At 51.7% G+C, this 23467-nt stretch carries 20 protein-coding genes; 8 read left to right on the plus strand and 12 right to left on the minus strand.

From position 1 onward, the window contains the following. The first annotated feature begins 287 nt into the window (after positions 1-287). The 4 genes from JL719_RS14240 (at position 288) to JL719_RS14255 (ending at position 3255) form a co-directional block, all read left to right on the plus strand. Entirely contained in the window at positions 288-1835 is a 1548-nt protein-coding gene (locus tag JL719_RS14240) for a hydroxymethylglutaryl-CoA lyase-like TIM-barrel protein (protein ID WP_033158052.1), read from the plus strand. A gap of 216 nt (positions 1836-2051) precedes the next feature. Beyond that, positions 2052-2210: a hypothetical protein gene (locus JL719_RS14245; protein WP_201798994.1), complete on the plus strand. Its 159-nt coding sequence runs from the start codon at positions 2052-2054 to the stop codon at positions 2208-2210. 84 nt (positions 2211-2294) lie between these two features. After that, complete coding sequence (locus JL719_RS14250; protein WP_201798995.1) at positions 2295-2591, plus strand: VapC toxin family PIN domain ribonuclease; 297 nt, start codon at positions 2295-2297, stop codon at positions 2589-2591. Positions 2592-2724: 133 nt separating this feature from the next. Next, the gene (locus JL719_RS14255; RefSeq protein ID WP_033158053.1) at positions 2725-3255 is read left to right on the plus strand and encodes an REP-associated tyrosine transposase; all 531 of its coding nucleotides are present in this window, start codon (positions 2725-2727) and stop codon (positions 3253-3255) included. A gap of 160 nt (positions 3256-3415) precedes the next feature. Here the strand turns inward: JL719_RS14255 and JL719_RS14260 are convergent, their stop codons facing one another. After that, complete coding sequence (locus JL719_RS14260; RefSeq protein ID WP_033158054.1) at positions 3416-4921, minus strand: LA2681 family HEPN domain-containing protein; 1506 nt, start codon at positions 4919-4921, stop codon at positions 3416-3418. A 711-nt stretch (positions 4922-5632) separates the two neighbouring features. Between JL719_RS14260 and leuB the strand changes: the two genes are divergently transcribed. Continuing rightward, positions 5633-6739, plus strand: a complete 1107-nt coding sequence (gene leuB, locus JL719_RS14265; protein ID WP_033158055.1) for a 3-isopropylmalate dehydrogenase — start codon at positions 5633-5635, stop codon at positions 6737-6739. A 141-nt stretch (positions 6740-6880) separates the two neighbouring features. Here the strand turns inward: leuB and JL719_RS14270 are convergent, their stop codons facing one another. After that, positions 6881-8956, minus strand: a complete 2076-nt coding sequence (locus JL719_RS14270) for a carbon starvation CstA family protein (protein WP_051670258.1) — start codon at positions 8954-8956, stop codon at positions 6881-6883. Between the two features lie 240 nt (positions 8957-9196). Between JL719_RS14270 and JL719_RS14275 the strand changes: the two genes are divergently transcribed. Beyond that, entirely contained in the window at positions 9197-9688 is a 492-nt protein-coding gene (locus JL719_RS14275) for a cytochrome P460 family protein (RefSeq protein ID WP_051670240.1), read from the plus strand. A gap of 27 nt (positions 9689-9715) precedes the next feature. On the opposite strand, the gene JL719_RS14280 is transcribed toward JL719_RS14275, so the two are convergent. The 5 genes from JL719_RS14280 to JL719_RS14300 all read right to left on the minus strand — a co-directional run bounded on the left by JL719_RS14280 (position 9716) and on the right by JL719_RS14300 (position 15669). After that, positions 9716-10663, minus strand: coding sequence for a histone deacetylase family protein (locus JL719_RS14280; protein ID WP_033158056.1), 948 nt, complete (start codon positions 10661-10663; stop codon positions 9716-9718). A 275-nt stretch (positions 10664-10938) separates the two neighbouring features. Beyond that, entirely contained in the window at positions 10939-12549 is a 1611-nt protein-coding gene (locus JL719_RS14285; protein ID WP_174843457.1) for a peptide chain release factor 3, read from the minus strand. Positions 12550-13166: 617 nt separating this feature from the next. Further along, a complete protein-coding gene (pedC, locus tag JL719_RS14290; RefSeq protein ID WP_033158057.1) occupies positions 13167-13976 on the minus strand; it encodes a lanthanide ABC transporter permease protein PedC in 810 nt (269 codons plus the stop codon). Further along, positions 13973-14710 carry a lanthanide ABC transporter ATP-binding protein PedB/LutE gene (gene pedB, locus JL719_RS14295; protein WP_033158058.1) on the minus strand — a complete coding sequence of 246 codons (738 nt, stop codon included), beginning with the start codon at positions 14708-14710 and terminating at the stop codon, positions 13973-13975. The genes pedC and pedB overlap by 4 nt, the downstream gene beginning before the upstream one ends. Next, on the minus strand, positions 14707-15669 hold the full coding sequence (locus tag JL719_RS14300) for a PQQ-dependent catabolism-associated beta-propeller protein (protein WP_033158059.1): 963 nt from the start codon (positions 15667-15669) through the stop codon (positions 14707-14709). The genes pedB and JL719_RS14300 overlap by 4 nt, the downstream gene beginning before the upstream one ends. A 430-nt stretch (positions 15670-16099) precedes the next feature. Between JL719_RS14300 and JL719_RS14305 the strand changes: the two genes are divergently transcribed. After that, positions 16100-16306 carry a hypothetical protein gene (locus JL719_RS14305; RefSeq protein ID WP_033158060.1) on the plus strand — a complete coding sequence of 69 codons (207 nt, stop codon included), beginning with the start codon at positions 16100-16102 and terminating at the stop codon, positions 16304-16306. A gap of 246 nt (positions 16307-16552) precedes the next feature. Here JL719_RS14305 and JL719_RS14310 read toward each other — a convergent pair whose 3' ends face one another. Next, positions 16553-18214 (minus strand): ATP-binding protein, encoded by a 1662-nt coding sequence (locus tag JL719_RS14310; protein WP_033158061.1) that lies wholly within the window; start codon positions 18212-18214, stop codon positions 16553-16555. Positions 18215-18477: 263 nt separating this feature from the next. Between JL719_RS14310 and ald the strand changes: the two genes are divergently transcribed. After that, positions 18478-19593: an alanine dehydrogenase gene (ald, locus tag JL719_RS14315; RefSeq protein WP_033158062.1), complete on the plus strand. Its 1116-nt coding sequence runs from the start codon at positions 18478-18480 to the stop codon at positions 19591-19593. Positions 19594-19892: 299 nt separating this feature from the next. Here ald and hemN read toward each other — a convergent pair whose 3' ends face one another. Genes hemN through JL719_RS14335 form a run of 4 tightly spaced genes read right to left on the minus strand, consistent with a single transcriptional unit; the run spans position 19893 to position 23462 of the window. Then, positions 19893-21272: an oxygen-independent coproporphyrinogen III oxidase gene (gene hemN / locus JL719_RS14320; RefSeq protein WP_033158063.1), complete on the minus strand. Its 1380-nt coding sequence runs from the start codon at positions 21270-21272 to the stop codon at positions 19893-19895. Continuing rightward, a complete protein-coding gene (gene ccmI / locus JL719_RS14325; protein ID WP_033158064.1) occupies positions 21272-22480 on the minus strand; it encodes a c-type cytochrome biogenesis protein CcmI in 1209 nt (402 codons plus the stop codon). Before ccmI ends, hemN begins: the two co-directional genes overlap by 1 nt. Continuing rightward, on the minus strand, positions 22477-22935 hold the full coding sequence (locus JL719_RS14330) for a cytochrome c-type biogenesis protein (RefSeq protein WP_033158065.1): 459 nt from the start codon (positions 22933-22935) through the stop codon (positions 22477-22479). The genes ccmI and JL719_RS14330 overlap by 4 nt, the downstream gene beginning before the upstream one ends. Further along, entirely contained in the window at positions 22932-23462 is a 531-nt protein-coding gene (locus JL719_RS14335; RefSeq protein WP_033158066.1) for a DsbE family thiol:disulfide interchange protein, read from the minus strand. The genes JL719_RS14330 and JL719_RS14335 overlap by 4 nt, the downstream gene beginning before the upstream one ends. Positions 23463-23467 lie beyond the last annotated feature (5 nt).

The raw sequence follows: 23467 nt of genomic DNA on the forward strand, positions 1-23467 counted from the left end.
TCCCAGCGAGGAACGCGAGTGCCGATTTCCCTCCCCTGAGTTTCGCTGCTCGCAGCCTCGGAATTAGCCGCAAATTGCCAATTCATTCTGTTTTAGGCGAAAATGGCACGTTACGCATAGCTCAGTCTCTTTCGGAATAAGCAATCAGATTGCTCATAAGCCGCGCGACCAGCTTATGCACAATGGTCATTTAATGAAGATGCACGGGGTGTCGCTATCGCTCTACCCTGTCTACGCATTAACTTGGTCAGATACCGCTACAGGACGCATCGAGAACAACAAAAATCATGTCTACCCATTCAAGACACATCCAGTTAATGGATACCACGCTGCGCGACGGCGAACAAACCCAGGGCGTGGCGTTTACGCCGATGGAAAAAGTCAGCATAGCCAAAGCTTTATTGCAGTTTTTGCGCGTTGACCGCATAGAAGTCGCTTCGGCGCGGGTTTCGGAAGGCGAAAAAGAAGCCGTCAGCCTGATCAATCAATGGGCACGACACGAAGGTTTTGCCGAGCGCGTTGAAGTCTTGGGCTTTGTCGATCATACCCGCAGCGTCGATTGGATCAAATCGACCGGCGGTAGCGTCATCAACCTACTAGCCAAGGGCAGCGAGAAACATTGCCGCGAACAGCTCGGCAAAACCCTGGAGCAACACAGCGCCGATGTGCTGCAAACCATCACCTATGCCCACGAGCAAGGCTTGAAGATCAATGTTTATCTGGAAGATTGGTCGAATGGTTACAAGGATAGCCGGGACTATGTTTACGGTTTGATGGAACGCTTGCAACAGGCCCCGATCAGCCATTTCATGCTGCCAGATACCTTGGGCGTGATGGCGCCTGACGAAGTATTCGCCAGCTTTAGCGATATGTGCCAGCGCTACCCGACGCTGCAATTCGATTTCCATCCGCACAATGATTACGGTTTGGCGACCGCCAACGTCATGGCGGCGGTGCGGGCCGGCGTCAGCGCGGTGCATTGCACTGTCAACTGCTTGGGCGAACGGGCCGGCAATGCTTCCATCGCCGAAGTGGCGGTGGTACTGCGCGATAAAATGGCGATGGAATTGTCCGTGGACGAGAGCCATTTAGTGCGCATCAGCGAAATGGTGGAAAACTTCTCCGGCAAGCGCGTCGCCGCCAATGCGCCCATCGTCGGTGCCGACGTGTTCACCCAAACTGCCGGCATCCATGCCGATGGCGACCAGAAAGGCGGTTTGTATAAAACCAAGTTGGGGCCTGAGCGTTTTTCCCGTATCCGCAGTTATGCATTGGGCAAAATGAGCGGCAAAGCCTCGTTGAAAAAAAATCTGGAGCAGTTGGAGCTGGATCTGTCGGAAGAAGACCAGAAGAAGGTGCTGGCGCGCATCGTCAGTATCGGCGATTCCAAACAAACCATTACCACCGACGACCTGCCGTTCATCATCGCCGACGTGCTGGAAAGCAAGAGCTATCAGCACATCAAATTACTGGCTTGCTCGATCAACAGCGGTCTGGATTTGCCGTCTACGGTCAGTATCCGCGTGGATGTCAAAGGCGAGAAACACCAGACCACAGGGGCCGGCAGCGGCGGTTTCGACGCCTTTATCGACGCCATCGGCAAGGTATTGCAACATTACGAATACACCTTGCCGACGCTGGCCGATTTCGAAATCCGCATCCCCAAAGGCGGCCACACCAGCGCTTTGACCGAATGCGTGATTACCTGGGATTGCGGCACCGAACTGCGCAAAACCCGCGGCGTACACGTCAACCAGGTGTTTGCCGGGATTTTAGCGACCATCAAGTTGATCAACATCCAGTTGCATGAAAAGGCCAATAGCCCGCAAGCTTAGATGAGCGGCCCGCAGGACAGCCTGCCAAGCCGAAAGCAAACGCCTTCAATCCCTAACCCAGTCATTGTCCGAGGAAAATCCGCTCGTCAAGTTGTACCGAATTTAAGGCATCCACATAGTAAATTTTGATACAGCAAGCCATCATAATTTATATCGAGAAAATACTATGCGGACCACCGTAACCATTGACGACACCTTATACCAAAAGCCCTGAAAATGGCCGACCCGGACATGGATAAAGCCGAAATCTTCCGGGAAGCGATGAAAACCTTTGTATGGGTTCAGGCCGCCAAACGCTTAGCTGCCTTGGGCGGGAGCCTACCGGAGATGACTGATATTCCCCGAGAACGCGGCCAAACCAACTCGTCCGCATGATATTGGTCGATACTTCGGTTTGGGTTAACCCATTTCAAAAATCGTAACGAGGATTTGGTTCGGTTACTGCTTTCCGATTCGGCCTTGATTCACCCTCTGATCATTGCAGAATTGGCCTTTGGCGCGCCACCCGCGCCGAGAACTCAAACTCTGAACAACCTCCGCCAATTAAGGTATTGCAATCAAGCTGGTTTGCAGGAAGTGGAAGACTTTATCGAACGTGAAGCGCTATATGGCTTGGGTTGCGGACTAATCGATTTGCAGTTGCTAGCCTCGGTTTTGATTACGCCCGGCGCCAAGCTGTGGACGTTGGACAAGCGGTTGGCGAAACTGGCTGAGCGGTTTGGTGTGGCTTATCGAATATCGCCGACTACGAATTGATTTACATGTTCCGTGCGGTTCGTTACCTCACCGCACGCTACGAGCTAAGGCTGCGTGATTTATCATCGTTCCCACGCTCCGCGTGGGAATGCAGCCCCGGACGCTCGGGCGTCATTATGAATCAAGGTAAAGCATGGGAAGAAGCCGTTATCTCATCATCGAAGCCGACAAACCCCATTTCATGACCTGCACCGTCGTGGAATGGCTGGCCGTGTTTACCCGCCCGGAAACCGTGCAAATCGTCCTCGATAGTTGGCAATACCAACGCCAACACGCAGGTTTAAAACTCTACGGCTACGTGGTTTTGGAAAACCATCTGCACTTTATCGCCCAAGCCCCGGAACTCGACAAATGCGCTGCCAGCTTCAAAGCGTATACCGCCCGCCGGATCATTGACCACCTCCAGCAGCAAAAAGCCGAGCGCCTGTTGCAACGCCTGCATTTTGCCAAAGCCGCACATAAACGGGATCGCGAATACCAGTTCTGGCAAGAGGGCGTACATGCCGAAATGATTTTGAACGAAGCGATGATGCGGCAGAAGCTGGACTACATCCACGCCAACCCGGTCAAGCGCGGTTATGTCAACTTACCGCAGCATTGGCGTTATTCCAGTGCCGCCAACTATGAAGGCTTGGCGGGGTTGATGGAGATCGATGTTTGGTGATGGACGCTGGAGCGTCCGAGGCTGCGTTCCCACGCGGAGCGTGGGAACGATGAAATGAATCCGGCGCAAAGCTGTGGGCGCTGGACAAACGCTTGGCGATTCTGGTCGAGTGCTTTAGCGGACTATCAAACATTGCAGAGCACGAATTGACTTTAGGCTGTTAGTTTCGATAAATATCCTCGACTTGGATTATTGGCATATGAGCAATCATTCCTGAGGAGATTGACGCTGTTCGCTTTGATTCTTCGTGAGCCACCGCTGCTGTAAGATAAATTAAAGTACTGCGGACCAATTTTAGTAATTTAATCGTTTGCGCTGTAAGTTCAATCTCTGTTATTGGAAAGCTAATTTCTAGCCCATTCAAGGATCTATCGTCCTCAGCGTTATATAAATCATCTACATGAACACGCAAATATTTATGAGCAATATGATTTCTAATATCATGTAGAAGCTTAGCTTCTGGATCGAGAGGGCGATCTGCATTTTTTTGATAATAAAAGTCCCGACTTAATGAAAATAAACCTCTCAGTGGCCAATTATCGCATTCTGTAAATTTTTCAATCAATTTACGTTGATTTCCTTTTCCGAAAAACCAGACTGAATTGAAATCAACTTTATGAATCGGGTGGCCTATTTCCCAATATTCATTAATAATATAGGCAACTTTGTCGAGTATCGTATGTGCTGAGAGAAAAGCCATCTTTAGTTTCTCAATCCATAGCCTATAAAAACGGTAGTCGAGTGTGTCGTACAAAATGATGCCATAATCGGAAAAATGCAACGGCAAGTCTTGCTCTCGCGTTGCTTCAAACAGGAGAAATCTAGCAGAAACAAACTCTTGTTTAAGTTGATTGAATATAGCGTATGGAACTGGCAACCATTCGGGCTTTTCACGGATGTTGGTTACTATTGATGGCAAAGTAAGTGTGTCCTGTAGGCCATCTATTGATGAAGATAAGTCGTTTGCTTGGTTTAAGACAAGTCGATGCTGAACACACCATTTTCTGTAAGCCTTTTCAAGCTCATCTTCTCCACCAAAGATCGAAAAGCCGGGATTTAATTCATCCCAATTTGCTAATTTATTTAAGTGTTCGAGTAACTCTAACATTGGAGCTTTGGCATGATTTTCTACTCCCAATGACAAAGCATTGCAAAAAGCGACTCTACTACTCTTAAGAAATAGTGCTTGAGTTTCTGGATCTTCGATAAATCTCGAATACCAAAAAAGTGCCATACCTCGATTCCCAATTGCCATTGAGAATTCAGGTATATCAGAAATTGCTTGATCCCAATATTCTATAGCTTCAGTAAAACGACCAACATGATTAAGTACATTGGCAAGATTGGTTGTAATACGTAGCTTAAGATCGGTGCCAATTTCCATTGTCGATGAGTTTCTAAGATAATTGAGTGCTGACCTAAGGAAGTAAATTTCGTTATCAACGTTCGGATTAGCCCAAGCAAAATCTTTTCTATCGTTACTCGCCTGTCTTAAACAGGAAAAAACGTTCGCTGTATAGAAGTCTAAGGTAGCATTTTCTAAATCAGTCAGCGTTTTCCTATCGAAACTTTCAATATTTGCCAGTGCTGAATTTAAACTTTGGATGTCTTCAGTCTCAATTGATGTGTCGATCCAACTAGCTAATTTCTCCAATTTTAATTTCATTAGATTTTAGAAACGTAGAGGTAATTAATGAAGTGCAATAACCGAATCATACGAAATATACCACCAATCACGCTACAGCCGTGCCGCGCCAGCGGTATAATGCCTGGGAAGCCAGAGCGTCTGTCGCTGAGTCCTCATGTAGGAGCCTGGGGACAATAAAGACGAATACGTGCGCTGCGGCAAATAAGCCGGCTGCTGGTTATCTTTTTGCCATCGCTTTACTCGGCCGTTGAACATATTTTCTCCATCGGCCAAGCTTTTTTCTCGGTCATTGGACAAAATAACTCTAACGTTTCAGCTCAGAACTCGAGCGATGTAGTTCTTAGGGAGAATGATCAAGAAAAAAGCTCGGACGTTTTGGTTTAGAACTGCAGCGTTTTAGAAAATTTCTTGATCGTTCGAGTCCGGAGCTCGGCCGTTCCGGAAAATTTCTAAAACCTTGCGGCTCTGAGCTCGAACGTTTGAGAAAATCACTCGAATTACCGCCATATCCAACAGCTCGACGGGCTATTCAACCCTGCAGCAACGGTTTTGCTTCCCGGTAATTCAGTAAAAACGTTTACAAAACCCATTCCATTTAGGTTTTGCCTAGGTTTGCCGGGTGGCTGTTTTTCGGGGGAAGCATCGCAACCAATCTGCTAAAATCCGCTGTTTATTTTTCGATAGAAATTTCCTGATTTAACGCTTTAACCACTCAGCACTCACCATCTCATGAAAAACTACAAAATCGCAGTCCTGGCCGGCGACGGCATCGGCCCTGAAATCACCGCGGAAGCCATTAAGGTTTTGAAAGTCATCGAAGAACGTAACGACGTTAGCTTCGAACTGATGCCGGCTTTGTTCGGCGCCTGCGCTTACTTCGCAACCGGCGATGCTTTCCCGCAAGCCACCATCGACATTTGCGATCAAGCCGACGCCATCCTGAAAGGCACCATAGGCTTGAATCACGAAGAATCAAAGAAAATCCCGGTCGACAAACAACCGGAGCGTGGTGCTCTGTTGCCGCTACGTCGCCGCTATAACACCTACGCCAACTTTCGCCCGGTTTTCCTGCCCAGGTCTTTGGCGCATTTCTCGCCGCTGAAGCCGGAAGTGATCGGCGATGGCATCGATTTGATCATGGTGCGCGAGCTGGTGGGCGGCCTGTATTTCGGCCAAAAAGAAGCGGGAGTCAACGAGCAAGGGCTGCGTTACGTGCGCGAAACCTTGGAATACGACGAGGAACAAATTCGTCGCATCATGCACCAGGCCTTCAAACTGGCGCAAAAACGCCGCAAATTGCTGCACAACATCCATAAAAGCAACGTTCTGAAATCCAGCGTGCTGTGGAACGAAGTGATGGAAGAAGTCGCCAAGGAATACCCGGACGTGCAAATCGTCAATTATCTCGTCGATTCGGCCGCGACCGCACTATGTCTGAAACCGACCCAATTTGACGTGATGGTGATGGAAAACATGTTCGGCGACATTCTCAGCGACCAAGGCGGCGGCATTTTGGGCTCGCTGGGCCTGATGCCGTCAGCGTGTATCGGTCCTGAAAAAGCTTACTACGAACCTTCGCACGGTTCGGCACCTGACATCGCCGGCAAAAACATCGCTAATCCATACTCGATGATCGGTTCGGTGGCGATGATGCTGGAAAACAGCTTTGGTATGGAAGCGGAAGCGAAAAACGTCTGGGCAGCAATGCAGGGCGTGTTTGCCGACGGCTACTCTACCGCCGACCTATCCAAACCCGGCAGTGGCGTCACCATGATCAGCACGGTTGAATTTGGCGACAAAGTGGTGGCAAAGCTACGGGAAATGCCTAAGGTCTAATAAGGGCTTGCCATACGATAACGCGGCGTAGGCTGCGTTATCTTTGCTTTTACAAGCCTCGTATCCCAGTTGCTGGTATTAACGTCAAGGACGGGTGATTAAAACAGTATCCGCCGCGACGCCTACTTTTTCGAAAATGCTTTAGTCCCTTACCCACTCTTCAACCAAACGGCTGGGTATATGCGGCGATTCGCTGGATTGCGGGTGGTTTTTGCCGGCGATGACGCAAAAGATCACCCGCAGGGTGTCTGCCAATAATAACCAGGTGATCAGCATAAATAAGCTGGTTAAACCGGCGTTCAAGTAGTCGTTGAAAATCAAATGCGGTGCATTTTTGACTTGCTCGGCTGGGAGAGCGCCGTTGGCAAGTCTGGCGGATAAATCTGCGGCATGCGATAAAAATCCCACCCGCAAATCGGCGGCAAACAATTTTTCCCAAGCGGCGGTGCTGGTGACGATAATCAACCAGGCCAAGGGTGTTGCCGTGACCCACACATATTTCAGTTTGTCCGACTTCACCAATATCGTGGTGCCCACGCATAAGGCTATTGCTGCCAGCATCTGGTTGGCGATGCCGAACAACGGCCAGAGGCTGTTGATGCCGCCTAAGGGATCGATAGTGCCCATATACAGGAAATAACCCCAAGCCCCGACCACCAGAGCGCTGGTCAACAGTATGCTGGGATAGCTGTTGGTTTTAGGCAAACCAACATTGCTCAGAATATCTTGCAGCATGAAGCGGGCGACGCGGGTGCCGGCGTCGAGCGTGGTCAGAATAAACAAGGCCTCGAACATGATGGCAAAGTGATACCAGGCCGCCAGTAGATGCTCGCCAAATACTTGCGCAAACAAACTAGCCATCCCGACCGCCAACGAGGGCGCGCCGCCGGTGCGAGCAAACAAGGTGGATTCGCCCATGGTTTTGGCCAGGGTTTGCATTTGGTCGACGCTCACCGGAAAGCCCCAGCCGCTGATTTTGGCCACCGCGTCCACCGCTTCCTTGCCGACGATGCCGGCCGGGCTGTTGATCGCGAAATACACGCCTGGCTCTAAAACTGAGGCGGCGATCATCGCCATAATCGCAACGAAGGATTCCATCATCATCGCCCCATAGCCGATGAAACGGGCGTCTTGCTCGTTCGCCAGCAGTTTGGGCGTGGTGCCGGAGGAAATTAGCGCATGAAAGCCGGAAATGGCGCCGCAGGCAATAGTAATAAACACGAACGGAAACAGTTTGCCGCCGAAGATAGGCCCGCTACCGTCGATGAACTGAGTCAAGGCCGGCATTTTCAGTTCCGGACGTAACACCACGATGGCAATCGCCAGCGCGCTGATGGTGCCCAGCTTCATGAACGTGGATAAATAGTCTCTTGGTGCCAGCAAAAGCCAGACTGGCAACACGGCAGCGGCAAAGCCGTACAAAATCACCATCAATGCCAGTTGTGGGGCGTCGTAATCGAACCAACCACGGATGGTCGGATTGTCGTCGATCCAGCCGCCGCAGACTACGGCGAAAATCAACAGGGACACACCGATCAGCGTGGCTTCCGCCACCCGGCCCGGCCGCAACTGATTTAAATACAGACCCATCAACATCGCGATCGGAATGGTCGCGGCGACGGTGGAAGTGGCCCAGGGGCTGTGTTTCATCGCATTGACGACTACCAAACCCAATACCGCGATCAGAATCACCATGATCACCATCACGCCCAGCATCGCTGCCGTGCCGCCGATATTGCCCAGTTCATCCTTGGCCATTTGCCCCAGCGAGCGGCCGTCGCGGCGCACCGAGAAGAACAGCGTGACAAAATCCTGGACACAACCGCCCAACACCGCGCCGATCAAAATCCACAAAGTACCCGGCAGATAACCGAACTGTGCGGCCAGAGTTGGGCCGATCAACGGGCCTGGTCCGGCAATCGCGGCGAAATGGTGGCCGAACACCACCCATTTGTGAGTCGGCATGAAATCGCGACCATCGTCGAAACGCTCTGCGGGAGTGGCGCGACTGGGATCCAATACCAATACTTTAGTCGCGACAAATGCGCTATAGAAACGATAGCCCAGCGCGTAGATGCAAAGCGCCGCGACGATTAGCCACATACTATTAATGCTTTCACCGCGTTGCAGAGCAATCCCGCCGACGGCGAAGGCGCCGGTCAGGGCGACGCAAGCCCAGAAAAAAATGGACGGTACTTGTTTGTTAGGGCCAGACATGGCGGGTTCCTTTGGATTGTAATCGGTGTACTGCGTGATAGAGTTGGCAAAATGGTAGCATGCCAGCGTCAATTGCTGTTGGCGGATTCGCTTTCAAACAGGCTGTTTTTCCAGGTTTTACCGCTAATTCGCGATTGTCATCGACTGGTTTGATTCAGCTGGATTGAACAGGCGTTAGCCGCTAAGCTGCCGGCGTATAATAATGGCTTGTATCCATTACTGATAAAGGAGGACGAGAATATGAACAGAACTATTTTCAGCGGCTTATGTTTGGCAGCGGTGGCGTTAATGCCGTTTAGCCTGGCTTTCGCGGAAGCCCAACCGGCTGCTAAACCCGAACATGGCGAATACCGAGACTGGCGTTTGTTGGGCGTGTCTTTACGTCACGATAAAAACAGCATACGCGCCATCGTTGGTAACCATGTGGCTATCGCTGCCGCGCGTGCAGGTAAAGTCAAACCTTGGCCGGACGGCAGCATCATCGCCAAAATTAAGTGGGGCGAAAGAAAGCATCCGAACTGGGAACAAGCGACTGTGCCAGGCGAATTCACTGCGGCGGAAGCGATGGTGAAAGACAGCAAGAAATACGCTGAAACCGGCGGTTGGGGCTTCGGTATTTGGGAAGGTAAAACTTTAAAAATGTTGGATCAGGAAAAATCCGCACCTTGTTTTGCTTGCCATATGCCTATGAAAGACAGCGATTACGTTTATACCCTGCCTAATCTGCAATAAACGCGGTATTTTATGACGAGAGGCGGTTCATTCGCCTCTGGTTGGGCTGCCCATCAAGCTGCGGACATGAGCGGCAACACTGTCAGCTAATGCGCTTAGATTGTATCCACCTTCCAATGCCGAAATGATTCGCCCCTGGCAGCAGGCATTGGCGATGCACAGCAATTCATCGGTAATCCAGCGATAGTCGTCTTCCACTAGGTCCAGCGATGCCAAAGGATCGTCTCTATGGGCGTCGAAACCCGCGGAAACCAAAATCAATTCGGGCTTGAAGGTTTTCACTGCCGGCAAAATGGACTGGCGATATTTATCCCGAAACACCTCGCCGCCGCTGCCGGTGGGCAGGGGAATGTTGATAACGTTCCCGACACCGCTTTCCGAGGGATGGCCGCTGCCGGGGTAATGCGGCCATTGATGACTGGAAGCATACAGCACTTGCGGCTGCTCGCAAAAAGCCGCCTGGGTACCGTTGCCGTGGTGCACGTCAAAATCCACGATGGCGATTCGGGTCAGGCCGTAGCGGCTGCGGGCATATTCGGCGGCAATGGCGATATTGTTGAACAGGCAAAATCCCATCGCATAATCCGGCATGGCATGGTGGCCGGGAGGGCGGGTGGCGCAAAAAGCCCTGGCGTTTTGGCCGGTGCAAATTCTATCGACGGCATCGCAGACTGCAGCCACGGCCCGCAGAGCTGCAGGTTTGGAGCCGGGCGATACCACGGTATCCGCGTCAAAATTGGCGTAACCTTGTTCAGGAATGGTTGATAACACTTTCGCTATCATGGCCTTGCTGTGTACCAGGCCAATCTTATCGAGAATGTCGGCGGGAATGTCGACTGTGATTCTTTGCAATGGCGCAAATTCGGGTGCCGACAAGGCTTGTTCGATCACATGCAGCCGGTCAATGCTCTCTGGATGGGCTACGCCGGTGTCGTGGCCCAAAAAATCCGGGTGACTATAGTAAAGTGTGCGCATAAGCTTACTCCTGCGGATGTTGCTTAAAGTCGTATCTTTATCGGATTGGCTTCGGCAGTGTATATCCCTTGTGCAAATATATCTATAAATATTAAGTGTTTAGCCTATTTTTTATTGATCTGAGTTTTTGCGCTGGGAGATAGCGGCGCGGGGGGTTCGTGGGTAAATAAGGGCTACAAATGATGGTATCGGCCGTGAAAAAACTGTGCAGGAATCGCTTGGCCGTAAGCGATTCCGCATGATTTGGATTTAAAAAATTGGCTTTGAATTAGCTTTCAAAGTTCTCTGGTCTGACTAAAATGAATGTCCGGCCAGCGTTCTTCGGTCAATTGCAAATTCACCCGACTGCTGGCTAGATAAACCAAATAGCCACCACCATCTTCAGCAAGGTTTTCGAAGGCCTTGTTCTTAAACTCTTCCAGTTTGGCCGGATTTTTCGCGCTGACCCAACGTACGGTATTGATCGGCGAAACGTCGTAAGCACATTCGACGTTGTACTCGTTTTTTAGACGATGGGCGGTGACATCAAACTGCAAAATACCCACCGCACCTAAGATCAAATCGTTGTTTTTCAGAGGGCGAAACAGCTGGGTAGCGCCTTCTTCGGTTAATTGAATCAAACCTTTTTGCAGTGCTTTGGCACGCAGCGGATCTTTTAACACCACGCGGCGAAACAATTCCGGCGCGAAGTAAGGGATGCCGCCGAATTTCAAGACTTCGCCTTGGGTAAAGGTGTCGCCGACTTGAATGGTGCCGTGGTTATGCAAGCCTATGATGTCGCCGGCATATGCTTCCTCGACGTTTTTACGGCTGTCCGCTTGAAAGGTAATGGCGTTGGCGACCTGGATGTTTTTGCCAATCCGCACATGATTGACCTTCATACCTTTATCGAATTTGCCGGAACAGATTCTTAAAAAAGCCACGCGGTCGCGGTGCGCCGGATCCATATTGGCCTGGATTTTAAACACAAAGCCGGTGAATTTTTCTTCATCGGGCATCACTTCACGTTGCTCGGCTTGGCGTGATCTAGGACCAGGCGCGTATTCCGCAAAGGCGTCCAGCAATTCGATGATACCGAAGTTATTGATCGCCGAACCGAAAAACACCGGCGTTTGTTGACCCGCCAAATATTTAGCATGATCGAATTCGTGGCTGGCACCTTTTACCAGTTCAATCTCGTCGCGCAATTCTTCCGCCTGATAGCCTAGCAGTTCGTCAAGCTTCGGATTGTTCAAGCCTTTGATGATTTCGGCCTTGGCGATACGACCGCCGTGGTGTGGACTGAACAGCAAGATCTCATCTTTATACAGCTGGTAAACCCCTTTGAAGCGCTTGCCCATACCTATCGGCCAAGTCATTGGCGTGCATTGAATTTTTAGCACGCTTTCGACTTCGTCGAGCAGTTCGATCGGTTCGCGGCCTTCGCGGTCCAGTTTGTTGATGAAGGTCAGGATTGGTGTATCCCGTAGCCGGCATACTTCCATCAATTTGATGGTCCTATCCTCTACGCCTTTCGCCACGTCAATCACCATCAACGCCGAGTCTACGGCTGTTAATGTCCGGTAAGTATCTTCGGAAAAGTCTTCATGGCCCGGGGTGTCCAGCAGATTGATGATGCAATCATTGTGCTCAAACTGCATAACCGAAGTGGTGACGGAAATCCCCCGCTCTTTTTCCATTTCCATCCAGTCGGAGGTGGCATGACGCGCCGCTTTACGACCTTTGACCGAGCCGGCTAACTGAATGGCGCCGCCGAACAGCAGCAATTTTTCAGTGATGGTGGTTTTACCGGCGTCGGGGTGGGAGATGATGGCAAAAGTGCGGCGCCGCTTGTATTCAGGGAATTCCATTGATTGTTTTATTTGCATTTGCATAGTTGTGTACATAGCTATGTACACAAAATTAAAAGTACATTTCCGGCAATGCGATATGCGTTGCCGGAAAATTCTGGAATTATATCGTAGATTCTACCCAGGCGATGACGTCGTCCAAATCCCCGAATTTCCTCACATTAAAAGTAAGCCAAGGGGTCATTAAAAATGGGTCGTTGCCTTACATTGTGTGTAACCGAAATCAAGCAGGTTACCACCATGGAAAAATACCTAGGACACGCCTATTTGCAAAGCATCTGGAATCGCTATCGACAAAGCAGACTCCCCGCGAAAGCATACCAAACCCAATCCGTTTGCTCTTAAGGCCGCCACTGAGCAACAATTGCAACTCATTTTTTCACACGTCCGGGTTACCTCTAATGTGGGGCAAGGACTTTGGTCTTGCGGATTCTCTTTTCTACAAGGCAATACGTTATGTCGCGAAGCAAAATAAGATCAAAACCCCGCCAACCAATGTGGCTGAGTTAAAGATTATCGCTTGGTTTTTGCGATGCGGGCCTTGCTCTGTCGCAGGATGAAGGCTTAAACAGTCCATGGTTTAGCGGTGCTCAACACGCACGGCTTAACTTTAGGGGATTGCGGCCATCTAAAGAAAATTCGGCAATTCACTACTAATCTCCTCCACCACCTTTTTTAACCATCATACCCTTACTCGGGTTATAGCCCATGATAGCCGCGCCCATAAACAGCAAAAACGACGCGCCGGTAAAGATCAGCGCTTGCGGGTTAAATTGCTCGTACAACGCAAAACGAATCAACTCCACCGCTTGCGAGAACGGGTTATATTGCGCCAGGGTTGACAACAACTCGCTGGACTCCTTGATCTTCCACAACGGATACAAAGCGGTGGACATGAAGAACAGTGGAAAAATCACGAAATTCATCACGCCGGCGAAATTCTCCAGTTGTTTGATGAACGACGACAACAGTAAGCCCAATGCCCCTAGCATCATGCCAGCCAGCACCAGCGCCGGCAAAATCCAGACATAACCCATCAGCGGCGCCTGTATGTCGTACAGCCACGCGATGCCCAGAAAAGCGTAAGATTGCAGCACGCCTACCGCAGTCCCGGCGATCAGCTTGCTGCACAATAGAAACCAGCGCGGCAACGGGCAAACCATCAACATGCGCATACTGCCCATTTCCCGGTCGTAAACCATGGACAGTGAGCTTTGCATGCCATTAAACAGCAAGATCATGCCCAATAAGCCGGGGGTAATGTAAACCTCATAAAGGATGTAAGTCTCGTAGGGCGGCGCGATAGCTATGCCCAACGCGGCGCGAAAGCCCGCGGCGAAGACGAACAGCCAGACCAGCGGCCGCACTAAGGCCGAGACGAAGCGTTCGCGCTGATGTAAAAAACGCAGCAATTCGCGGCCGACGATGCCGACCGTTGCTCGCGAGTAATGTAAAACCCTCATGCTTGCGGCCCCTGAGTCAGTTTTTGGAATACCTGGCCGGGATCGGCCCACCCGGTGCTCTGCAATATCTCAGACAGTTTGCCGCTGGCTTTGACCTGCCCCTTGTGTAAAACAATTAAGCTATCGTCTGCGGCAATTTCGTCGATCAAATGCGTGGCCCACAGCACTGCCAGATTTTGCTGACTAACCAAGTCATGCACATGGCTGACGATAGCCTGCCGGCTCGGCATGTCCAATCCCACGGTCGGCTCGTCCAGCAATAGTAAACTGGGTTTATGCAGTAAGGCGCGGGCGATTTCCACCCGGCGCTTGTGGCCGCCATTCAATTGCCGGACCTTTTCGCTGCGGCGCTCGAACATAGCCAAACGCTCCAGCTCTTCTTGGATGCGTTTGTCGGCGACTTTGCGTCCTATACCGTGCAAGGCGGCGTGGTAACGCAGGTTTTGCGTCACCGACAAGTCAGGGTCCAGCGTTGTCTGTTGAAACACTACACCTAAGCGCGTCAAAGCTTGCAGACTTTGTTTTTTTAGATCAAAACCGCAAAGCTCGATGCGCCCTTCCCTGGCATCGTAAAGCCGGGTGATCAAGGAAAACAGCGTGCTTTTGCCAGCACCATTGGGCCCTAGCAAAATCGTGCATTCGCCGGATTGCACATTAAAACTCACGGCATCCAGTGCTTTTTTCGCACCGTAGGCAAAGCTCAGGTTTTCAACCGCTAAGGCAATCTCGGTCATGGTTTAACCGCCACGCCCCAGGGATAACGGCCCACCGCCACCGATTTGGTCACTTTATGGTTTTCCAAATCGATGATCGACACGTCGTTGCTGACGCCGTTGGTGGTGTACAAACGCTTTTGATCCGGCGAAAACGCCAAATTCCAAACCCGCTGCCCAACCAATAAGAACTTCTCCACTTTATAGGTTTGGGCGTTGATCACCGCGACGCGGTTGGCGGGGCCCATCGCCACATAGCCGTACCGGCGCTCCTTATCAATCGCGATCCCCACCGGCTGAATCTGATCGCTGCTGACGCCTTGGACGTCGAGTTTGATGTTCTGCACGATCTGTTTGGACGCCGCATCGATAATGGTCAGCGTGCCGGCCATTTCTGACGTCGCCCATAATTGTTGGCTATCGTCGGTAAATGTCACCGCGCGTGGCCGCGGATCGACCAGCGTGTTATCCGCAATCTGCCGGCTATTGGTATCAATCCAGTGCAGCATATTGGTGGTTTCCGAGGCGCTGATGGTCCATTTGTTATCCGGACTGACGGTAATGCCTTCCGGCTCCACGCCTACCTTGATCTTACCAACGGCTTTTTTTGCCGCGATGTCGATGACCGTCACTTCCGCGTCATCTTCGTTGGACACGTACATAAATTTGCCGTCCGGGCTTAACGCAAAGGTTTCCGGATCTTCGCCGGACGGCAGTTTGCCTATTTCCTTCAGCGTTTCCGAGTCGATCATGCGGATGGTGTTGTCGTCGCTGGTCGCAACGAACAAGGTCTTGCCGTCCTTACTTATCGCTATGCCGCGTGGCCGCTGGCCGACCGGAACGGTTTTGACCAGCTTGCCTTCGACGGGATCGAGCACGGCAATCGCATTATCTTTTTCCAGTGTGACGAATACGGTTTCGGCTTGCGCGGCCGAAGCCAATAAGACGGCGGCCATTCCGGCCATTTTTATCGGGTGCATAAATTTTTCCTTGGTATGCCTGATGTCATTTTACTGGTCTATTTAGTGTAACGAGAGATAACGCTTCACCAACAAATCGATGTAGTCAGCGGAGAGGGATAGATATAAAACCGCTAACACGGCCTATCACAAGCAATGCCCTCCCCTGCGGTTGGGAAGTTTAACCCGAAGCTCGACGGGTTTACATCCCTTCGCGCGTAGGGAAATTATCCTAATTTATCCGACCGTTAAATATCGCCACCGCGGGTAAAAAACGCTGCACCCTGTACCCTAGAACAATACCGGATCAGCTACTGTCAAGGCGAAGATATGCACAACACTCGCCATTTGTTATTTGCATCGCAAAAACCGGCAGAGCGAGTTGCCAAAAAACTTAATTTGGAAACACAAGATCAATTGCTGTTAAATTCAGGCTGCCAAGGACATAGAAATGAAAATTTACCTAATAACGGAAGACCAACTGGAAAACATTGGAAAAAAGCATGATTCTCTGCTTAAAACCGGAAGCATGTGCGATCTGATGCTGGACATCGCGGCGCAAGCCGATGATGTTCAAACCTTCGATGCCGCACTGGAGTTAGCCAACTGTGAGCTGGATAGATTGGAACTGTTTTTCGATACCTGTGACTTGGTTTGAGTTGATTACTGTCGGATTACCGACCAATCACTGTTGCGCAGAGATGCCCTTATCTGCAAAAGCAACGCCGGCCCGCTACAACACCCAAACTAAGCTCGCAGCATTCACACTTGCTGTGGCCCGATCCCAAAAACGAACAGCATAGACATGACTGACTTACCCCCGGCGAGCTTGGCGACGATCATCTCATAGGGCCTCTTCTTCCTGGCTGGAATATAAACCACGAGATACCCAGCCCCCTGATTTTTAATGCCGATTCTGCGTCCGCCAGTTCGCGACGATACCTTCCACATCCAGGTCATCCGGGCCTTCGCGCCAGCTAGTGTAGTAATCGACATCGTTACTTTTCGGCTCCGGATTGGGCCTATAGATTTGCACCCGGGTCGGCAACGGCGCAGCCTCGCCGAGCACTAACGCTTCCCCCCGGCCGAGCGAACTAAGAATGTCGGCCAAATCGCCCTCGGCCTCCGGCACTAGGCCGCGAATATACTGCTGGTCGTCCGGATTGGTGGTGCGCAGACAAATAAACGAGCTGCATTGCGCCAGCATGGTTTCCGACAGTTCGGTGGGCCGTTGGCTAACCACGCCGATAGAGACCCCGTATTTCCGGCCTTCCTTGGCGATCCGCTCCATCATCCGCTTGGTGCCGTCGAATTGGCCGCCTTTTTCGCGCGGGATATAGGCATGCGCTTCTTCGCAGATTAGCGTGATCGGAAATTCGCGGCGGCGCGGGTTCCAGTAGTTAAATTCATACGCCAGCCGCCCAACTTGCGCGGACACCGCCGGCCGCACGTCGGTCGGTACGGAGCTAAGATCGACCACGGTAATGTTGGCTTTTTTTTGCCCCAGACCGACGAATTGCCGGAGCAAATCCGCCATGCTGGCCGAGTTGTTGCGTTTTTTGGGTTTTAACAAAAAGTCGTAACGCACGTCGTTGAAACGGCTCTGCATCGTCACCAGAAACTCGTCGAACTGGCCGAATAAAGCACCCTTGGTTTTACCGAAATCCTTGCGCTCTTCGTTGGCGGCTTTGAATTGCATATACATTTCCGCCAGCGAAAAATAAATCGGCGTGTCTATCGATACCACGCCCAGACCAATGGCTTTGGCTTCCTTACGCTTCAATTGTTGCAGCACTTCGCGCATGAAAGACATCTGCATCGAGGCCCCTCTGTCATCGCGATCAATGAACAAGTCCACCAACTCAGCATAGGACATCATCCAGTACGGCATCTCCAAATCCATGGCATCCACGTAATTGACTTGCTCTTCGGGAAATGCCGATTCGATACTGCCGTCCGGGCGTTTCCAACAGTATTCGCCGTGCAGATCCAGCATGATCATATGGGTCTTAGGCATGGCTTTCATGGTGTGCTGGATCAAGCTGGTGACGGTCCAGGATTTACCGGAACCGGATTGACCGATAATCGCAAAATGCCGGCCAAACAACGCACGTGGGTCCAGGCTCAGGTGATAATCCTTGTGACTGGCCAGCTGCCCAATAAAAAATTCGTAATCGCGGAATTTGGAAAAAATCGCGTTGATCTCGCTGAGCCCAACCGCATAAACCGCCGCGCCCGGCGTCGGATAATGCCGCACGCCGCGAATGAAGATATTGTTTTCGTTCAACTCGCCGACCGGGATTAAGGCAATAAAACGGTCGGTTGCACGATTGCCGGCAGCGTCGAAACGATCGCGTTCCCACATTTTGAACACCAGCGCCAACACGCCTATATGCGACTGCCTGATCACCACGTACGAACCGATATGGCCGGCCAGGATTTCTTCATCGCCGAGTTTGATGATGGGCGCCGCTGTTGAATGTTCTTCAGTGATACGGGCATCCATACCGTCGCCTCTGACTTCGGTTAAATGGCCGATCAGGATGTTTTGCGTTTGTTGGGTCATGATGTTCTCTCTGGTAAAGCCGCTGGGCTAAGCTTAGACGATTTTTACGGCCCGTCCCGTCCAGAGCAGTCTAGGCAACCGCCTGGGACAGCACAGCGCTTTTGCGCCAAAATGGCGAACAAATCGCTACAAACGCGACAACATGGCGCTAGGCTCGTAAGAGTAAGTCGTTGAACATTTGACACTTTTGACTGACAAAGCCATACGGTCTGATTATTGCTGTCATCAAACCGGCATCATTTAATATTGCACAAGAGGTGAATATGAAAATCGGCATACCCAAGGAAATCAAACCTAACGAAAATCGGGTATCGGTGGTACCGTCCGGCGTTGCCGCGCTTGTGAGCGCCGGCCATAGCGTCACGATGGAGAGCGGCGCCGGCGTTGGCGCCGGCTTTGAAGACGCGCTATATCAAGCCGCCGGCGCACAGTTGGTGGACGGTCCGGAACCTGTATGGGACTCCGCTGAGATGATTATCAAGGTCAAGGAACCGATAGAACCCGAATGGTCGCGGATTCGTCCCGGACAAACCCTGTTCACCTATTTTCATTTTGCCGCCAATCGCCCGCTAACCGAAGCACATTTGGCATCCGGCGCTACCTGTATCGCCTACGAGACCGTGCAGTTGCCGACCGGCGAGTTACCCTTGCTGACGCCGATGTCCGAAGTAGCCGGCCGGCTGGCGGTGCAAGAAGGCGCGCATTATCTGGAAAAACTGTACGGCGGCCGCGGCATGTTGCTCGGCGGCGTACCGGGGGTATTACCGGCCAAAGTCTTGATTTTGGGCGGCGGAGTGGTCGGCACGCAGGCGGCAAAAATGGCGGCAGGTTTAGGCGCGCAAGTCACAGTCATGGATTTGTCGCTCGAACGTCTGCGCCAACTTAGCGACATTTTGCCGGCCAACGTGCAGCTGTTGTTTTCCAGCCGTCATGCCATCCTGGAACAAATTCGCACGGCGGACCTGGTCATCGGCGGCGTATTGGTCACCGGGGCCGCAGCACCCAAGCTGATCCGGGCCGACGATTTAAAATCGATGCAACCGGGGGCGGTCATCGTCGATGTCGCGGTGGACCAAGGCGGCTGCGTGGAAACCACCCACCCCACTACCCACGCCGATCCGATTTATGTCATCGACAATGTCGTGCATTATGCCGTTGCCAACATGCCCGGCGCTGTACCGCGCACTTCGACCCTGGCGTTAACCAACGCCACCCTGCCCTATGCTCTACAACTCGCCAATAAAGGCTGGCAACAAGCATTGCGGGACAATTCGGCGTTACTGAAAGGCTTGAATATCGTGGGCGGTAATGTTATTTGCCAAGGGATTGCCGACGCATTTGGTTTTAATTATCTGCCGCCGGAGCAGTTCTTGAGCTGAACCCATCGCCCCGACCGGCCAAAATAATTTGTAAATATCCCCCGGCAAAACCGGGGGATTCATATTCCCGCTTAATTCTACGTTGTCAGACGCTGAAAGGTGTGCATGATTTGGTCTGGGATTGCCAAAGTCGGGTCACCACAGATGGGGCCGAGCTTACCATCCACGGCACTGGATACTCGCTTCCGCACCGGGATCAAGACATTTGCTCAAATCCCATAAAGTAAAGTTAAGCTGTGTTGGGACGACTCAACGCGCTTTATCGGGTTATCAATTCGAAACCCACTCCGCGCCTTGGCTCAGATCACTTTAGAAAATTGCTGCTGTTTCCGCGCCAGGTATTTGTCAAACACCATGCAGATATTGCGGATCAGCAAGCGGCCGGCGGTGGATACTTGAATACCGTCGGCGTCTAAATCCAATAAACCGTCGGCTTTCATCTGCCTCAGTTGTTCCAGCTCGAGGGCAAAATACTCGGCAAAATGGATAGCAAACTCGGTTTCGATTTTGCTGAAAGTCAGTTCGAAATGGCAAATCAGTTGGGTAATGACCGCCCGGCGCAATTTGTCGTCTTCATCCAGATCCACGCCGCGAAACACCGGCAATTTGCCTTGGGAAATTGCCGCGTCGTATTCGTCCAGTTCTTTGTAATTTTGCATGTAAGCATCGCCGACCCGGCCGATGGAGGTCACGCCCAAACCCACCAAGTCGCAATCGGAATGGGTCGAATATCCCTGGAAGTTGCGGTACAACTTGCCTTCGCGTTGCGCCACCGCCAGTTCGTCGTCCGGTTTGGCGAAGTGGTCCATACCAATGTAAACATAGCCGGCATCGGTGAGTTTTTGCCCGACCATTTGCAGGATTTCCAGTTTCACCGTCGGCGTTGGCAAATCGGCGTCATTGATTTGCCGCTGGGTTTTGAAGCGGCTGGGCATGTGGGCGTAGTTGAAGATCGAAAATCGATCCGGCGCGTAGGCCAGCACTTGCTCCAGTGTGCGGGCAAAAGTCTGCTCGGTTTGCAACGGCAGGCCGTAGATCAAATCGATATTAGTCGACCGAAAGCCTTCCTTGCGCGCCGCTTCCAGTACAGCAAAGGTTTGTTCCTTGCTTTGCAGGCGGTTGACGGCTTTTTGCACGTCCGGATCGAAATCCTGCAAGCCCAAGCTGATACGGTTGAAACCGAGCTCGCGTAATTGGGCGATGGTCAGGTCGTTGGTTTCGCGCGGATCGACTTCGATGGAATATTCGCCGCTGTCGTCGTCATGCAAATAGAAATGCTCGCGGGTGGTAGCCATCAAGCGTTTCATTTGCTCGTAGTTCAAAAAGGTCGGCGTGCCGCCGCCCCAATGCAGCTGATTGACCGGCCGGCTGTTGTCGAACAGCTTGCCCTGCATCTCAATTTCCTTGCAAAGATTGTCCAGATACGGCACGGCATGGGCGCGGTTTTTGGTGACGATCTTGTTACAGGCGCAATAAAAACACACCGTGTCACAGAACGGGATATGAAAGTACAGCGACAGCGGCTCGCCGCCGGCGTTGGATTTTTGAATATGCTGCAGATACTCGGCTTCGCCGAAACCTTCGTGCAATTCCAGCGCGGTGGGGTACGAGGTGTAACGCGGCCCGGACTTGTCGTAGCGTTTGATCAAGTCCAGGTCGAATTGAATTGATTGGTCCATTACTGCACTTCTTGATTGATGGTGATGCTGACGCTGGGATTAGCCGAACTTAAATCCACTTCAGCAGTACCGAGCAAATCGCCGGCTTGCGGCATCGCGTTACCGGTTTTGGAGATTCGGGCAACGATGCGCAACTGTTTGAAATCGGCTAGATGGGTTTGCGGTTGCATCGCCATGCTGTCGTTCAATACCACGCTGGCTGGTAAATCAGAAACCTGTTTACGGACGATGGCCAGCGGCATTTTCGGACCGTTGACGGCCTGGGCATAAATAAACACAGTGTGTTGCGGTTCCGCTTTGGCTTTGAGTGCCGCATCCAATTCGACTTTCACAGTAATATCGATAGCAGCCGCCGATGATGCCGGCGCTTGCGGTTTTTGCTGCTCCGCTTCAGCCATCTGTATCATTTTTTGCAATTGCTGCTGGCTTTCGTCCTCGGCCGGCAGCAAACCGGATAATTTCTTCCAATGCGTGATTGCCTGGGCAAAATCGCCGGCTTCCGCTTTAGCCATGCCGGCCAACCATAAGGCGGTGTGGTCTTCCGGTACCAGCTTTAAGGCTCTTTCCACCAGCTCGCTTGGTTCGCCGTCCATTTGGCCGTTACGCGCCATCGACAAGGCATCGGCGTAATGCAGCATGACGGCCGGGTCGTTGGGTTTGCGGCGATTCAGCTCGGCAAATACGTTGGCGGCGTCCTGATATTGCTGTGCGTAAACATAAGCACGTCCCAACATCATCCAGCCTTCCAAATCTTCCGGATGCTGCTTTAGACGCTCTATCAGTTTGTTGACCATGCTTTTGACGTTGTCGGCCACTTTTTGATTGTTGGCCGCCAATTCGGCTTTGACCAAGGCTTGCGGTTCGCCGAGCAAGCCATATAAAAACAGGCTTAGCAGCGGTACCGTAATCGCCACGACCGGCACCATCCAACGGCCGGTTTTGGCACTCGACACGGCCGGCAAATCGTCTTCCAGATCGTCCAGCAGCGTCAGTTGCAATTCGCGATATTGAGCATCGTAATGCTCCTGTGACAACACGCCGTTTTGCAATTGCAGTTTAAGTTCGGCCAGTTGTTGACGAGCGATTGCGGTATTGCGTTGTTCGCCATCGGCGTAACGTAGCGGCGTTTTTTTAAATAATGGCGGCAGCAACACCAACAACGCCAGCACGATTAAACCAGCTATCACTAGCCAAAACTCAAGATTCACGAGTGGTCACCTTTTTCCAAAATGCTGTTTAGCTTGGCTTGTTGCTCTTTCGTTAGCGATTGGTCCTCGCTGGTACTGGTTTTGCTGCGCAACACCCAGACCGTGGCCAAACCAATGACCAGGAACAGCACCGGCCCCAACCAGAGCAGCATGGTTTTTAGTTTCAAGGCCGGCTTGTACATCACAAAATCGCCGTAGCGGTCGGTCATGAAATCGACGATGTCTTGGCGGGATTTACCTTGTTGCAGCATTTCATAGACTTGCCGGCGCAAGTCCTTGGCCAGATCGGCGTTGGAATCGGCGATGGTTTGATTCTGGCAAACCAGGCAACGCAGCTCAGAAATCAAGGTTTGATAAGCCTGTTCCTGCTCGGGTTGTTTGAAGTCACGGTATTCGATCTCAGCTTGGGCTTGAAACACAAACAACGACAAGATCAAGGCGAAGAGAGTTTTCATGCGCTTTCCGCCTTCAGTTTTTCAATCAACGGCAGGAAAATGCTTTCCAGTTCGCCGGGCTGGACCGGACCGGTATGTTTGTAGCGCACCACGCCGCGTTTATCGATCACGAAGGTTTCCGGTACGCCGTACACACCATAATCGATGCCGGTGCGGCCATCAGCATCCATCACGCTGACGTTATAAGGGTTACCGTGTTTGCTCAGCCAGGTGTTGGCAGCCTGCGCTTCGTCCTTGTAATTCAAACCTACCAGCAGCACTTTGTTTTGCTTGGCCAGCTCGATCAATAAGGGATGTTCTTCGCGGCAGGATACGCACCAGGATGCCCAGACATTCAGCAACCAGACTTTGCCTTTAAAATCGGCTTGGCTCAGGCGTTGCTCAGGTGTCGCCAAAATCGGCAAATTAAAGGCCGGCGCCGGTTTGTCTATCAGTGGCGAGGGGATTTCGCGGGGATTGAGTTTTAATCCAATCGCCAAAAAAACCGACAGGGCGATGAACAACAGCAGCGGTAACAGATATTTCATTAATT

Origin of the sequence: Methylomonas sp. LW13, from assembly GCF_016865255.1 — a bacterium.
Lineage (GTDB): Bacteria > Pseudomonadota > Gammaproteobacteria > Methylococcales > Methylomonadaceae > Methylomonas.

Bases quoted from the DNA above. Each gene is read 5' to 3' on its own strand.
- JL719_RS14270 (WP_051670258.1), bottom strand. From the start codon at position 8,956: ATGTCTGGCCCTAACAAACAAGTACCGTCCATTTTTTTCTGGGCTTGC.
- leuB (WP_033158055.1), top strand. From the start codon at position 5,633: ATGAAAAACTACAAAATCGCAGTCCTGGCCGGCGACGGCATCGGCCCT.
- JL719_RS14310 (WP_033158061.1), bottom strand. From the start codon at position 18,214: ATGACCCAACAAACGCAAAACATCCTGATCGGCCATTTAACCGAAGTC.
- JL719_RS14330 (WP_033158065.1), bottom strand. From the start codon at position 22,935: ATGAAAACTCTCTTCGCCTTGATCTTGTCGTTGTTTGTGTTTCAAGCC.
- JL719_RS14275 (WP_051670240.1), top strand. From the start codon at position 9,197: ATGAACAGAACTATTTTCAGCGGCTTATGTTTGGCAGCGGTGGCGTTA.
- JL719_RS14255 (WP_033158053.1), top strand. From the start codon at position 2,725: ATGGGAAGAAGCCGTTATCTCATCATCGAAGCCGACAAACCCCATTTC.
- JL719_RS14240 (WP_033158052.1), top strand. From the start codon at position 288: ATGTCTACCCATTCAAGACACATCCAGTTAATGGATACCACGCTGCGC.
- pedB (WP_033158058.1), bottom strand. From the start codon at position 14,710: ATGACCGAGATTGCCTTAGCGGTTGAAAACCTGAGCTTTGCCTACGGT.
- JL719_RS14280 (WP_033158056.1), bottom strand. From the start codon at position 10,663: ATGCGCACACTTTACTATAGTCACCCGGATTTTTTGGGCCACGACACC.
- JL719_RS14300 (WP_033158059.1), bottom strand. From the start codon at position 15,669: ATGCACCCGATAAAAATGGCCGGAATGGCCGCCGTCTTATTGGCTTCG.
- JL719_RS14260 (WP_033158054.1), bottom strand. From the start codon at position 4,921: ATGAAATTAAAATTGGAGAAATTAGCTAGTTGGATCGACACATCAATT.
- hemN (WP_033158063.1), bottom strand. From the start codon at position 21,272: ATGGACCAATCAATTCAATTCGACCTGGACTTGATCAAACGCTACGAC.
- JL719_RS14305 (WP_033158060.1), top strand. From the start codon at position 16,100: ATGAAAATTTACCTAATAACGGAAGACCAACTGGAAAACATTGGAAAA.
- JL719_RS14245 (WP_201798994.1), top strand. From the start codon at position 2,052: ATGGCCGACCCGGACATGGATAAAGCCGAAATCTTCCGGGAAGCGATG.
- JL719_RS14285 (WP_174843457.1), bottom strand. From the start codon at position 12,549: ATGTACACAACTATGCAAATGCAAATAAAACAATCAATGGAATTCCCT.
- JL719_RS14335 (WP_033158066.1), bottom strand. From the start codon at position 23,462: ATGAAATATCTGTTACCGCTGCTGTTGTTCATCGCCCTGTCGGTTTTT.
- pedC (WP_033158057.1), bottom strand. From the start codon at position 13,976: ATGAGGGTTTTACATTACTCGCGAGCAACGGTCGGCATCGTCGGCCGC.
- ald (WP_033158062.1), top strand. From the start codon at position 18,478: ATGAAAATCGGCATACCCAAGGAAATCAAACCTAACGAAAATCGGGTA.